Origin of the sequence: Pseudomonas sp. S30, from assembly GCF_016518545.1 — a bacterium.
In the GTDB taxonomy this organism is placed as follows: Bacteria; Pseudomonadota; Gammaproteobacteria; order Pseudomonadales; family Pseudomonadaceae; genus Aquipseudomonas.
This window is the reverse complement of the sequence record NZ_JACVTO010000019.1, coordinates 66,802-81,481: the sequence shown is the minus strand read 5'-3', so window position 1 is coordinate 81,481 and position 14,680 is coordinate 66,802. Positions and strand designations below refer to the sequence as shown.

The 14,680-nt window shown below is 67.4% G+C and carries 5 protein-coding genes; all 5 read right to left on the bottom strand.

Going from position 1 to position 14,680, the window contains the following annotated elements; translation table 11 throughout:
* Nucleotides 1-207 precede the first annotated feature (207 nt).
* Nucleotides 208-9,318, bottom strand: coding sequence for a two-partner secretion domain-containing protein (locus IAE34_RS19385; RefSeq protein WP_200140561.1), 9,111 nt, complete (start codon nt 9,316-9,318; stop codon nt 208-210).
* A gap of 21 nt (nt 9,319-9,339) precedes the next feature.
* Nucleotides 9,340-9,858 (bottom strand): toxin-activating lysine-acyltransferase, encoded by a 519-nt coding sequence (locus IAE34_RS19380; protein ID WP_200140560.1) that lies wholly within the window; start codon nt 9,856-9,858, stop codon nt 9,340-9,342.
* Nucleotides 9,859-9,868: 10 nt separating this feature from the next.
* The gene (locus IAE34_RS19375; RefSeq protein ID WP_200140559.1) at nt 9,869-11,623 is read right to left on the bottom strand and encodes a ShlB/FhaC/HecB family hemolysin secretion/activation protein; all 1,755 of its coding nucleotides are present in this window, start codon (nt 11,621-11,623) and stop codon (nt 9,869-9,871) included.
* A 193-nt stretch (nt 11,624-11,816) separates the two neighbouring features.
* Nucleotides 11,817-13,148 carry an HDOD domain-containing protein gene (locus IAE34_RS19370; RefSeq protein WP_200140558.1) on the bottom strand — a complete coding sequence of 444 codons (1,332 nt, stop codon included), beginning with the start codon at nt 13,146-13,148 and terminating at the stop codon, nt 11,817-11,819.
* 142 nt (nt 13,149-13,290) lie between these two features.
* The gene (gabT, locus tag IAE34_RS19365) at nt 13,291-14,568 is read right to left on the bottom strand and encodes a 4-aminobutyrate--2-oxoglutarate transaminase (RefSeq protein ID WP_200140557.1); all 1,278 of its coding nucleotides are present in this window, start codon (nt 14,566-14,568) and stop codon (nt 13,291-13,293) included.
* Nucleotides 14,569-14,680: the final 112 nt, after the last annotated feature.

The window sequence follows — 14,680 nt, the reverse complement described above, 5'->3', positions numbered from 1 at the left end:
CCGACATCCATTCTGCACGAGCATCTGTTGCATTGTTTCTGTTTGGAACCATCATTGAAGGCTTCGGCGAAGCATCCTCGCGAGTAGCGTACTCGCGAATACCGGCTATCTCATATTCATCCGAGACATGTGGCCCCTTGGCTATGCGCCCCAGCACACTTTTGTAGGAGGGCCATTTCGGGTTTACGCCCGAGCGCTCGCACTGAATTATTTCTTGGACCATGGTTCCACCTTAAATTCTGCTACACCTGTTCTGCCGGCGGCAGGAACACCCACTTTGACGGTCACGCCTTGGACCTTGGCATTTTCAGAAAGCAACGCTGCTCGCAAAGCATCGCGTAACGCTGGGTCTGAATCGGCAATCGAGCTATTACCCAGCCACCCTCTCAACCTCGTCGCCGGATCTCCATGCGGCGTAGCGGCCTTATTCACGCCATTCACCGAAGACTTCGCATCCATCACCACCACTGTGATCGTATCCCCATTGATCGCAACCGCGCAGCCATCGCAACCGTGGTTGCTACTGTTTTGCAGAGGTTTGAAATTGAGGCCGGTTTTCTCGTTCAGGACCTGCACGGCCAGTTGCTCCCCGAGTTTGCCATCATTTACCAGGGAACCGGTCTTCCAATTGGGAAGGTGTGACAATGGAATGCTTTCAAACGTTTGACCAAACAGGTCTTCAATCGAGCTGAACTTGGGCGGATCGACGATATCGGGGTTGGCTTGCCCCGGCTCCTTCGCCCCAGCACCACCTTCCCCCTTGCCCGCAGGCTTGGGCAGCGAACCTGAGAAGTCTCCTGCATTCTCGACCACCTGACCATTGTGGGTCACGGTCGACGGCGAGCCGTAGCCCCCGCCAAGCTTAGCGGTGTACTCGCCTTTACCCGCCTGCCACTCAAGGTTCTTGACAATCTGTCGTTCAGCCATCTGCTCAAGCTTTTTGGTACTCAGCTTGATACCCACCGAGGCCAGCTTGACGCCGCCTTTGGCAACCCCGCCAACCCCGGTGACGAGGCCGCCAACGTCCCACACCAGTTCGCCAATGTCGTAACCCATCTGCTCGGCATTGGCATCACCGCCGACGGTAAGCGCGTTCTCGATACGGGCGACCTTGTCTTTGATGTTCTGTTTGACCTCTGCCGGGTAACCGGCCAATGCACTCGGATCGTCGATCAAGCCGCCGATGGCCTTGACCGTCTCGACCGGATGCAAAAGCATCTGCGCCAGCCCCGAGATATCGTCAAAGCCGGCCTTGATCAAGCCCTGGCCAACCCCGCTTTGGGTCAACAGATCCTGCTTTTTGCTGATGTACGCCCACTTAGCCAGCACCTTGAGTTCGTCGATGCGTCCTTCGGCTTCCTTGAGCTCCTTGCGCGCCTGCACGTACTGCTGAGTCGCCAGCCAGTTGTTATCCACCGCCCCGGAGGCCGCCGCCGTAGCGGTGGCGGCGTCGAGGCTGGTGGTGGCGGCGAGGCCGGTGACCAGGCTGACGATGAGGTTTCGCTTGGCCTCGCGCTCGCGTTCGCTCTCAGTCGGGCTGGCTTCGGAGAACAGCCCGGTGAGCAGGCTCGACGCCGCCGCGCCGGCAGCGCCACTGCCGCAGCTCTGGCTGCTGGCGGCGGCACCGGCGCAGGCGAGGATGCCGTGCAGGGCGGCGTGCATCGGCGTGCCTTCGACCAGGGTGCCGTCGGCGACCAGGTCACCGAGGTAACCGGCGCCTTGCTGCTGCACGTAGTTGACCACCATGCCTTGCAGGAACGCGCCGTTGCCGGCACTGATGTTGCCGCTGGCGGCGGCGACCAGGGCGGTGGTGATCTGCCGGTAGGTGCCGCCGGCGCCCCAGTTGCCGGCCACGCCATCGGCTTCGTTGCGCAGCCGGATGGCCTGGTCGCGCAGGGCCTGGCTGAGCTCTGCGTCGCTGGTTTCGAGGGCCTTGGCGTCGGCTGCATCGGCCTCTTTGCGCTTGTCGTCGACCTCCTTGGCCTTGTTGGCGAGCAGGGTGCCGGCCTCGTTGGCGAAGGCGTTGACGATCTCGAAGCCCGAGCGGATCTGCTCTTCGTCGAAGATCGGCTTGAGTGCGTTGGTGTCGTCGCGGTCGCTGGATACCTCGCGGTTGAGCCCGGCCAGCGTCTGCTCGACGCTCTGGCCGGTGCGCTCGCGCTGGGCGGCGGCATCGGTGATGAGGAGGCTGGCACCACTGATGCCGCTGCGGGTCACGCTGCTGGCGCTGTCGCTGGCACTGATGGCGATCGGCAGGCTGGCGCCGATCTGCTTGTCGTTGGTCGGGATCTCGGTGCCGGGGGTGATCGCGCCGCCGGTCTGCACCTTGCCGTCCTGGTCCTTGCCGATCTCGCTGTAGCCGCCGCCGATGTTGAAGGTGCTGGCGTCGTACTCGGCCTTGTTGCGGATGTCGCTGGTGGTCAGGCTGCCAGTCTCCAGGCGGTTCTTGCCTTCGGCCACGGCCTTGTCACTGCTGGCGATCACAGCGCCCTTGAGATCGGTGTTGCCGGCCACGCGCACATCGAACCCGCCGTCGCCGGCCTTGATCCCGGACTGCTCGGTGACGCTGGCGAAGTCCGAGTCCATGTCGGTGCCGCCCAGGTTGGCGCTGCCGCCGCTGACCGAGCTCATGCCATAGCAGAACGGCGGAATGCACAGGCTCAGGCCGAAGCCCATGCTCTTCTCGTCGACCTTGAAGGTGTCGGTGTCTTGCAGGCTTTCGATGTTGAGGTCGCCGCCGACATCCGCGAGCACTTCGCGACCACTGACCACCGCGCCGCGCAGGTTGCTGTCGCCGCCGGAGATCAAGGTGGCGCGATTGCCGGCCTCGACCCGGGCATTGCTGTGGGTCAGGGTGTCGCCGTCGGCTTCGCCGCGGTTGCCGCTCACGCCCAGGTCCAGGGTGAAGCCGTTGCGCGAGCCACCCAGCGACAGGCCGATGCCGACGCTGGCGCTGCTGCCCTTGCTGTCGCTGTCCTGCTGGCTGGTGTTGCGTGCGGCCAGCAGGTTGATGTCGCCATCGGCGGCCAAGGTGGCGTCGCGGCCTGCACGTACTTCGCTGCCTTGTACGGTGATGTCGCTGTCACGACCGGCACCGGTGGCGCGCAGGCGCACATCGTTGCCGGCGACCACCTTGGAACCGGCTGCGGTGTCGTTGTGCTGGACCGTGGTGCTTTCCTGCTGCTTGGTGCCCAGCGACAGGCTGATGTTCACCCCACCGGCCGCGCCCGGGTCCTGTGCCACCGACGTGGCGGCGTTGTTCACCGCCAGCGCTGCGGTGGAGGCGGCCAGCGCCTGCATGCGGCCGTCCTCGGTCTTGCCGGCGGCGCGCTGCATCTGCTGGGTGGTCTGGATCGCGCTGATCACCGGGTTGGTGATGGTCACGGTGAAGCCGGTCTGCTTGAAGCGCGTCTCGTGGGTGCGGTCGGTGAGCTCCCGCGCCTCGGTGATGGCGATCTGCTGGGCGAGGATATCCACATCGCCCTTCGGCGCCATGACGTCGCTGCCCACCTGGCGGTACTGGCGCCCGGCGTCGATCAACACGTCGCCTTCGGTGCTGCCGACCGTGCTGGCGCGGGCAGTTTCGCGGGTGGTGAGGTCCTTGACGCTCTGCTGCTGGGTGCCGATGGTCAGGGCCAGGCCGCCACCGCTGAACAGGCCGCTCTTTTTCACCGACTTGTCGTGGCGCTCGCTGGCGCTCTGGCTGGCGGCTTCGACATTGATGTCGCGGTCGGCCGCCAGTACGGTCTGCTGGGTGGAGACCACGTCGCTGCCGCGCACCCCGATATCACGCCCCGCCTGCAGGTAGGTCTGCTCGGCGCTGACGGTGCTGCCCTGGGCCTGGGTCTGGCTGACGGTGTCGCGCAGGGTGGTGGTCTTGCTGGAGAGCAGGCCGCTCTTGCCCTTGAACTTGTGGGCTTCGTCGGCGAATTGATATTGCTCGGCTGCGCTGAGTGCGATGTCGCGACCGGCCTGGGCCATCACCATGCCCTGGTCGCTGGCAACCGTCGCGCCGCGCGCGGCGATGTCCTGGCCGGCCTGGATATGCAGGTCGCCCGTGCTCTGCACGGTGCTGCCGACTTCGCCACGGCTGGCCTCGTTGCGCCAGTTGCTGGAGTTCCAGCTGATCGCCTGCTGGTGCTGTTCGGCCACGGTGCCCAGGTTGACGTCACGCCCGGCTTCGAGCTGGCTGACACCGCCCGCGCCGGCATTGACCACCTGCGCGCCCGCCAGGTTGAGGTCGCGGCCGGCGGCCACGCGCATGGTCCCGCCCTCGCCACTGACGAACAACCCGGCGACGCGGGACACTGCGGTGCGGCTGCCCTGCTCGCTGACGCTGTCCTGGGTCAGCGAGCGGACGTTGATGTCCTGCCCGGCCTTGAGCGCCAGGCTGTCGCTGGCGCCGATCAGGCCGCCCAGGTTGTTGAGGTTGTCACGGATTTGCAGCGCGACGTTGTTGCCCTGGATGCGTCCGCCGAGGTTGTCGATGTTCTGCGCGGTCAGCGCCACCACGCTGCGCCCGCCCAGGCTGCCGCTGTTGAGCAGGTCGCCGGAGAGGTCCAGGCGCAGTTGCTGGCCGGCGATCAGCGCGCCGTTGCCATCCAGGTCGCCGTCGCGCACGCGTACGTACACCTGCGGTACCAGGACCTGGCGCGTCTGGCCGTTGGGCAGGGTGACGTCGCGCGAGACCAGCCAGACGATATCGCTGGTCAGCTGGGCCATCTGCTCGGACGTCAATGCGACCCCCGGTACCAGGTTCCAGGAACTGGCGACGGTGACGGCGTTGTCGATCAGCGCACGGTACTGGGACTCGTCGTTGGCGAAGCCGTCGATGAAGCGCCGCCCGGTGAGCTGGGCCACCTGCTCGCGGATCAGACGCTGCTCGTAGAAGCCGTCGCCCAGGCGCTGCTGAGTCAGCGCCGGATCGAGCTGCAACCGATCGAGCATGTAGTCCGACGACAGCCAGGTGCGGTAGCTGGTGAAGCGCGGGTCGGTCTCGATCAGGTAGCCGCGAGTGGTCTCGGGGTTGGTCTGGAACAGGCTGTTGCTGGGCAGCGCCAGGTTCAGCCCGCCGCTGCGCACCTGGTCGGCCACGCCCTTGCCGTCGGCCAGCTTGACCGATACCACCGCGCCGACACGGTTCTGCTGGGCGACCTGGGTGTCGACCGCGCCCACCGTGGCCACCTGTTGGCCGACCTGCTGCTGAGCGCGCCCGGCGATCTGCGTGCCGCTGCCGTTGATGGTGGCGTGCTCGCCATATTCGGTGGGCGTGAGGTCGATGTCCTGGATCAGCGGCGCCGGACGGTAGGCGGCGATGTTGCTGCCCTGGCGGTCACGGCCCTTGCGCTGGATGCGGTAGAAGTTGGTGGCGGTGCCCACATCGGTGGTGACGCGGCGCCCATCCACCTCGGTGTTGGTCACCTGGGCGGCGCCGGCCTGCAGCACGCCCCCGGCCAGGATGCGGCTCTTGTCGTTGAACACCGTGTCGCCGCTGAAGCTGAGGTCGCCGCCAGCGAGGATCTGCCCAGGTGCGGAGGTGGCGATACGGGTTTCGGTGACGCTGCGGGTGTAGTCGTAGCGGTTGAAGTTGTCACGCACGCCTTCGGGGGTGCGCAGGTGGTCGACCTCGTCGTTGTAGACGGAGATCTCGTCCGGTCGGTAGCGATTGGGCGAGCCGCTGATCTGGTATTCGCGCAACTGTTCGTCGCTGACCTGGACTTCGGTGGTGCTGAAATGCTCGTTGGTGTTGCGCAGCTCGGCGACCGCCAGGCGCAGGTCGCCCAGGGACTCGACGGTGGCACTGGCGTTGCTCAACTGGGTGGCCCGGCCAGTGGCATGGTCGTCGCCATCCAGCGCCCCCCCGATGGCCAGGTCGCCGGCGCTGAAGATCAGCGCCTGCTCGCGGTTGTCCAGGCGCTGGGTGCCGATGTCCAGCTGCTCGCGGGCAGCGAGGGTGGCGGCGCGGTCGTTCTCGTCGCGGTTGACCAGGTGGCGGCTGGCGATGGCCAGGCGATCGCCATAGATACGGCCAGTGCCGAGGTTGAACAGTTCGTCGGCTTGCAGGCGCACCTGCTGGCCGTCGATCAGGCCACGGTTGGTCAGTTGGCCACTCAGGCGCAGGTCCACCCGGGTTGCCGACAGTTCGCCCTGGGCGCTGTTGTCCAGGTGAGTGGCGCGCAGGGTCAGGGCCTTGCTGGCCAACAGTTGGCCGCTGTTGCTCAGTTGGCCGCCCACCTCCAGGTCCAGCGTGCCGTTGGCCTGCAGCTGCCCGGCCAGGACCAGGTCGCCCTGCTGGCGCAGTTGCAGGTCACCCAGGCTCAGCCCTCGGCCGCTGCCGCTGAAATAGGCAGCGTTGATCGCCAGCAGGCGACCGGCGATCAGCGTGCCACTGCCGTTGTCCACCCGCAGCCGCGCCTGCGCCGGGTCGCGATCGGCCAGGCGCAATTCGCCGCCTGCCGAGATCAGGCCCTGGTCGTTGTTCAGCGTGCCGGCGACTCCCAGGTCGATGCCCTGGTCCGCGCGCAGGGCGCCGTTGCCGTTGTCCAGGGCATCGGCGCGCAGCAGCAGCGACTGGCCCTCGATGCCCTTGCCGGTGGCAGCCGTGCTGCGGTTGTCCAGGCTGGCGGTCTGCACGCTCAACTGCCCGGCACTGCGCAGCAGGCCGTCGCGGTTGTCGAGGGCCTGGCTCAGGGCCAGTTGCAGGTCGCCACGGGCCTGGATCTTGCCGCCCTGGTTGTCCAGGCGCTGGCCCTGCACCTGCACCTGACGCTCGCCGACCACTTCACCCTGGTTCTGCACCTGCTGGGCGACCAGCAGCACGTCGCCCTTGCCGGCGATGAAACCGTCGTCATTGAGCAATTGACCGCTGCGCAGTTCCACGGCGTCCTGGCCGACGATGCCCTTGTCGATGCCGGAGGCGGTGTTGCGCAAGACCTGGCTGCCGGTGTCGACGAACAGTCGGCCACCGGCCTGGATCAGGCCGGCGCTGTTGCGCAGCTCGCCACTGCGCAGGTCGAGGGTGGCCCCGGCGTCGAGGGTCCCGGCGTCGTTGTCGAACGTCTGGCCACGGCTGTCGAGCAGCAGCTGGCCGCCACTGAGGGTGCCCTGGCGGTTGTCGATACCCTTGGCACTGACCTGAACCAGCCCCGCGGCTTCGATCCGCCCCCGCTGGTTGAGCAGGGCGTCGTCGGCGATGTCCAGCCGCACCCCGCCCTGTACCGAGCCAAGGGTACCGTCGGTGTTGTCCAGGCGAGCGGCGATGACCTGCATGGCCTGGGTCGCGGCGACGGTGCCGGCGAGGTTGTCCAGCCGCTCGGCGCGCAGGTTCAGGGCGGCGCCTGCACTGAGCCGGCCGCCGTCGTTGCGTACCTGCTCGGCGCTGATGTCCAGGTTGCCGCCGGCTGCCAGGGTGCCGCCGCGGTTGTCCAGGCGCTGGGCGTTGCGCACGCTCAGGTTGCCGCCCTGTGTGGCGATGACGTTGGCGTTGCGGGTGTCGAGCTCTGGGCTGTCGAGCGACACGTTGCGGCCCTGCACCTGGCTGTCGGCGAGCAGCGCCTGCTGCGTGGTGAGCGCGAGCGCGCCATTGCTGGCCAGGGTGCCGGCGGTGCTGTCGAGCACGCGCGTGTCGATGGCCAGCTGGCCGCTGCCGGCGTGCTCGACCGTACCTTGCCGGTTGTTAAAGGTGCCGCTGTCCAGGGTCAGGTTGCCGGCATTGCTGGCGATACGGCCATTGCTATTGTCGAGGTTGTCGCGCACGCCAATGCGGCTGTCGCCAGTGCCGGTCTGCACCAGGTCGCCCGCGACGTTGCTCATGCTCGCGGCATCGACCTGCAACTGGCCGACGTTGACCTTGCTGCGGTCGCTGCGCAGCGTAGCACGGGTATTCGCCTGCAAGGTGCCGGCGCTGTCGAGCGTGGCGTCGCGCAGGTCCAGGTCGCCGCTGCCGGCGCTCAGCGACAGGCTCGCGCCCTGGGTCTTGCCATGGCTGAGGTCGACCGATTCGCCCTTGAACGTGACCGCGCCGCTGGCGTGGTTCTGCCCCTGGTCGACGATCTGCTGCGCGTCCACCCGCAACGCCGCCTGGCCACTGGACACCCCCAACGAATCCACGCCGGCCGCCAGCAACGCGTCGCGCGAGCTGTTCAGCTTCCCTGCCTGGAGGGCGACATCGCCCTGGGCAGCCACGGTGCCCGAGTTATCCACAGTGCCCGCACTGCTGACCTGCACCGCGCCCTTGGCATAGACGCTGCCGCTGTTATCCACACCACTGCCGGTGGCGATACGGGTATCGCCGGCGCTGCTGATGGCGCCCTGGTTCACCAAACGACCATCGGCGGTGACGCTCACCTCGCCGGCCATGGCGCCGATCTGCCCGGCGTTGCGCACGCCCACACCCGCCTCGGTGCCCACCAGCTTGATCTTGCCCGCGTACATGCCGCCCAGGTCGGCGACGTCGATGGCCACCTCGGGTTTGGCGCTGCCGTCGTCGTCCAGCGCCGTGGCCTGGCTGTTGTCGGCGGTGACCTGGTTGCGTCCGGTGGTCACCTTGAGGTCCTTGGCCCAGACCCCGGCGTTGACCTTCACGCTGCGCGCGATCAGGTCGGTGTAGTCGCTGTCGCGGGCATCCAGGCCCTTGCCGGTGATGGTCAGGGTGCCGCCTTCGACCCGATAGCCGACGATGCGCGCGTCTTCGAGCTGGGCACGACCGGTGGTCAGGGTGGAGCGGTCGGCGTTGATGAAACCGCAGCCATCGCAGGTGATACCGGCCGGGTTGGCGATCACCACCTCGGCGCGCTGGCCGGCGACCTCGACATAGCCGCGCAACTGGCTGGGGTTGCTGGCATTGACCTCGTTGAGGATCACCCGCGCACTGCCGTTGGCCAGGTTCGGGTTGCCCTGTATCCAGCCGCCGAGCTGGGTCTGGGCATTGGTGCTGGCATTGTTGAGAATAGCGCCACGCGAGTCCACGTCGAACTGGCTGTACTGGTTGCGCGACACCCCCGCCGCGCTGGGCGCCTGGATGTTCACCTGCGGCGTGCCATTGGCGCTGTCGATGACCATCGGCCGCTGCCCGCCTGGCGCACCGGGGTCGGCGACGATGCCGCCGGCCCAGGCCGGGGTGATGCCGAGGCTGACCAGCCCCAGCGCCGCCATCAAGGCGAACCGCAGCCCGCCCAGGGTGGCCACACAGCGACGCGGGCCAAGGCTGGCAGCCTCACGGGTGCCCGGCGCCTTGCCCTGGCCGCTGACGTTCTCGGCCACCACCATGAGCTGGCCGCGGGCTTTGTTGAAGATGACGCGATGCAGATGCTTGTTCATGCAAGTCCCTTTGCTGGCGACTCAAACGCCGGTGACCAATGGATGAGCGGCGAACCAGGCACGCGCCTGTTCGGGGATCACACCGATGCCGTGGAATGTCTTGATCCTCAAGCCGCGCTGTTCGCCCTTGTGATACAGCGCGCGTGCGCAGCGGTCGGGGAATACCCGGCTGAGCAGCAGGCGGCTGAGCACGGCGGTGTGGCCGAACGGCGCGATCCAGTCGTTGACCCACAGCCGCTCGCCGCTGTGCCAGTCGTCCGGGTCCATCTCCATGGGCGAGCGGGTCAGGTAACGGCGCTCCGCGTCCTCGCTCAGGCTCAGCCACGACAGGTAGAACACCGGGCGACCGTGCTCGCTGCCAAGCACGAACTGGCGCTGCTTGAGCGCCGGCAGCAGCAGGGTGGAGAGCGCGTGCAGCGGCGCATCGCGGTGCGCGGCGGACTGCATCCACAGCCAGGTGGCGCTGCCCAGCGCGGTGGCTTCGTTCCAGGGCTCGTCGAAGACGGCCGGGGCGGTGATGTCGAAGGTGTCCAGGCGCATGGGCGTGTCCTCAGAACGACAGGGCGACGGTGAAGGCGCTGTTGAAGTGGCTGGTGTCGAAGCCATCGGGCTTCTTCAGCGGCGTACCCCACGACCAGTCGTAGGTGAGGTTGCGGTAGCCGCCGCGAATGCCCACCACGGCCCCGGCCAGGCGGCGGCCCACCAGGTAGTCGGCGGCATTGCCGCCCACCTCGCCATAGTCGATGCCGGCGTAGGCTTCCTGGCCGCTGTTGCCCAGCGCCAGGCCCACTTCGTTGCTCAGGGTCCAGCCACGGTCGCCGGACAGGATGTTCTCGCCGTCGAAGCCGCGCACCGAGTAGCGGGTACCGAGGGTGAAACGGTCCTGGGGGACCAACTCGGTACGGTTCCACTGGGCGCGCCAGGTGCCGATGTAACGCAGGCGCTGCTCGGCCAGGGTGAAGGGCACCAGCCACTGGGCATCGGCGAGGATGATCTTGGCGCGGGCGCTGCCGTCGCCCGAGACTTCTTCGGGGGCGGCCAGGGCGTCATGGGCGCCGGTACCGCGGCGATAACTCAGGCCCAGGTCCAGGGTGGAGGCGCCGATGAACTCGCGGTGGCCGATGCCGGCCTGCCAGCCGGCCATGCGCCGGTGCTGCTGCTCGATCTGGGCGTCGTCGATGAAGTTGTCCGAAGAGCGCGTCCACAGGCTGCCCCAGAGGGTGGTCTTGCGCACCGCATCGCGGTATACCAGCCGTGACAGGCGCAGCTCGTTGTTGCGGCTCTCGCCCCGGTAGGTGAAGTTCTGGTTCGCGCCGACCACGGTCTGGTGGTAGTCGTACTCGCTGCTGGTGAACGCCAGCTGCCAGTAGCCGAACGGCAGCGAGTAATGCAGGGTGTGGCCCTTGGTGCCCTTGCTGCCAGATTCGCCGCCGCCCAGGTCGTGGTTGAAGCTGGCGTAGAACAGGTCGTTGAGCGACAGCGGGTTGTCCAGCGACAGCGCCACCGAGCCCTGGTACTTGCCGGTGGTCTTGCTCCCGCTGTTGTCCACCGACAGGCTCACCCGCGCCGGGAAACGCTGGCGCCAGGCGATGATCACGTCGCTCTCGCCGGGCTTGGCGTCGGTGGCGCTGGCCGGCGCGATGCGAATGTCGGCATCGGCGGTGGGCACGCGCTTGAAGTTTTCCAGGCCCTGCTCGATGTCGCGCAGGTTGAGCAGGTCGCCCGAACGCGCCGGCAGGGCGGTCCAGGCGTTGGCGCGGTCGCTGGTGGCGGCGTCGAAGCGGATCTGGCCGATACGGCCGGGCAGCAGGGTCAGCACCAGGATGCCGCTCTTCAGGTCCTGGGCTTCGGCCAGCACGCGGGTGGTGACGAAGCCTTTCTCGATGATCGCGTTCTGCACGCGCTTCATGGTCAGGTTCAGACCGCCCGCGCCGAGGCACTGGCCGATGGCGGGATCGTGGGCCGGATTGGCGGCGCGCAAGGCCCATTGGAAACGCTCGGCGGCCTCGCCGATCAGGCGGATCTGCTCGATGCGAAAACACGGCGCTTCATTCTGCGGCAGGCGTGCGTCAGCCCCTAGGGCGGACTCGGCCTCCAGGCGCACGTCAGGACGGGTGTCGAGCTGCTCGCGCAATACACGCTCGCGCTCACGCTGGCGTTGCAGTTCCTCTTCGGGGCCCGCCGCCAGGCTGGCTTGGGCACAGGCGAGCCCGGCCAACAGTAGCCAGGCGGTGGAAAGACAGCGAACAGCGGTGGTGCGCGAGGCGCGCGCGACCGGTGCCGGACGACGGGCAACAGGCTGCATGGCACATCCTTGTGGGCCGATGATCGAGGGGGAATGGGCTCCACCACGCCCCATACCGGGCGCGGTCAACCGAGCGCTAAGACGGGTCGATGTTCAGAAAGTTGCGACCGTTCGTAGGAAATGTCTGACAGCCGCTTAAAATGTGAACGGAATCGCTAAAGCTGCGACATATTGCGTCGCCCGTTCACCCCCATCAGGGCCTGGGCGGCTCGCTGGTGTTGGTTTGCTGCGCAGGGTCCGTTTCTGCCGGTAAGTCCCCATCGCCCGCAGCTGCGCTGACCATCGCCGACTCTTGCTCCGACTCCTCGACCGGCACAGCCGGGGGCGGGCGCAGGCGATCCAGGTCCGCCATGCCGAGCTTGAGCAACCGCGCCGGCTTACTGCTGGCCACCGCCGCGTTGTTCTGCGCAGCCGACAAGCGCGACAACTGCCCCGCCAGGTTCATCGCCAGGATGTCCCGCGAATACACGCCGCCGCCCAGTTGGTACACCGCGGCGATCAGTTCGCGCAGGTCCAGCGGCAGCCGCCAGCGGGTGCGCAGTGCCGAGCCGAACGGCGCGCCGAAGGCGTTGAGCGACAACTGCACCTGGTCTTCGTCGAGGGCGCCACCAGCCAGGCGCCACTCCTCGAGGGTCCGCAGCACCGCCAGCTCGCCCAGGCGATGCAGCAGACCGGCGCAGTAGCAGCGCTCCGGGTCGACATCGAGCAGACGTGCCAGTGTGCGGCCATGGTCGGCGGTGCGCAGCGACAACTGCCAGTAATGCGCGGCATGCCGTGCCAGCAGCGGATCGCTCAGGCGTGCACTGCGCTTGAGGGTCAGGCCCAGCAGCAGGTTCATGCTCTGCGTGCTGCCGAGCGTGTCCAGCGCCTGGTGCAGGGTCTGTACGGGCACCTGGCGATGCACTGCGGCGCTGTTCGCCGCCGCGATCAGCACGCCGGTGATCTGCGGGTCCTGGTGCACCTGCTCTTCCAGCTTGCGCAGGTCCAGGCCGTGGGGATCCAGCGCACGCTTGACCGCGGCGCGCACGTCGGCGAACAGCGGGCCGCCATCGGCCGTGGCTCGGCGCTGCTCCAGATACGCGGGCAGACGGGCACCGGCCGGCAAGGGCGGCAGCGCAGTGCTCGCCTGATCACCGGCGCCGGCCAGCAGGTTGCCCAGTCGCTGGCGCAGGTTGTCCAGGTTCAGCGGTTTGCTCAGGTAAGCGGTGGGGTGCAGCGGCAGGGCCTCCTTGACGCTGGCACTGTCGCTGCGCTCGCTCATCAGGATGAACGGCAGGCCGGGCCGTGCGCTCGCGCCGCGCACCTTGCGCAGCAGATCGAGACCGTCCAGGCCGATCAGCTCGCGGGCCGCGATGATCAGGTCGGGCTGGCTCGACAACGCGCTCAAGGCTTGCGAGCCGTCGGCGCACACTTCGAGCCGAGCGTCGCTGCACAGCTCCAGCAGCATCCGGCGCAGCGCGTCGCGTATGGAAGGGTCGCTTTCGGCGATCAGCACGCGGGGCGCGAGGGGGTCGGCAGCGGTCATGGGCAACTCCTTGCAATCGGTAAAGCACGGTCCTTCGAAAGGCTGGCGAACGAACCTCCTTCAACCACCTTAGCGTCCTTGGTGGCATTTGGGCATGAAAAAACCCGCCGAAGCGGGTTTTTTCACAGCGACGAACGCTCTATCACGCCAGTTCGGCGAAGCACTCTTCGATGATGGCCAGGCCTTTGTCCAGCAGCGCGTCTTCGGCGGTCAGCGGCACCAGGATGCGCAGCACGTTGCCGTAGGTGCCGCAGGACAGCAGGATCAGACCCTTGTCACGGGCCTTGGCCACCACTTGCGCGACAGCGGCCGCGTTCGGCGTGTGGGTGCCCTTCTCGAACACTTCCACCGCGATCATCGAGCCCAGGCCACGGACGTCGCCGATGATCGAATGCTTCTGCTGGATCTCGCGCAGGCCGGCAGTCAGGCGCTCGCCCACGGCCTTGCTGCGGTCGAGCAGCTTCTCTTCCTCGAACACCTGGATCACCGCCAGGGCGGCAGCGCAGGCGATCGGCGAACCGGCGTAGGTGCCACCCAGGCCACCCGGCGCGATGGCATCCATGTACTCGGCCTTGCCGCACACACCGGCCAGCGGGAAGCCACCGGCGATGGACTTGGCGAAGGTGGTGAGGTCAGGTGCGACGCCCATCTGCTCCATGGCGAAGAAGGTGCCGGTACGACCAGCGCCCGTCTGCACTTCGTCGGCGATCAGCAGGATGCCGTGCTGGTCGCACAGGGCGCGCAGGCGCTGCATCAGCTCTTTGGGCGCCGGCAGGAAACCGCCTTCGCCCTGGACCGGCTCGAGGATGATCGCGGCGATGTCGCGCGGCTCGGCATCGTTCTTGAAGATGCGCTCTACCGAGGCGATGGCGTCATCGACGCTGACACCGTGCAGCTCGCTAGGGAACTGGGCGCGGAAGATGCCACCGGGCATCAGGCCCATGCCCGCGGAGTACGGCACCACTTTGCCGGTCAGGCCCAGGGTCATCATGGTGCGGCCGTGGTAGCCGCCGGTGAAGGCGATCACGCCGGCACGGCCAGTGGCGGCGCGGGCGATCTTCACGGCGTTTTCCACCGCTTCGGAGCCGGAGGTGACCAGCAGGGTCTTCTTGGCGAAGTCGCCAGGCACCAGGCTGTTGATCTTCTCGGCCAGTTCCACGTAGGGCTCGTAGGCCAGGACCTGGAAGCAGGTGTGGCTGACCTTGGTCAGCTGTTGCTGCACGGCCGCGACCACTTTCGGGTGCAGGTGACCGGTGTTGAGCACTGCGATGCCGCCGGCGAAGTCGATCAGTTCGCGGCCTTCAACGTCGATCACCGTGGAGTTCTTCGCCGACTCGACGAAGATCGGGTGAATCTGGCCGACGCCACGGGGGACGGCGGCGACACGGCGTTGCATCAAGGATTCGTTGGTCTTGCTCATAATGCCCTCATTCGCGCCAAGACGCTTGGCGCTGTTATTCGGGGGTGGCTGGCTGCGCCGGCGAACAGTATTCGTTGATCGACTGCCGCCCGTGCCCTGGCCACCAGGTGCT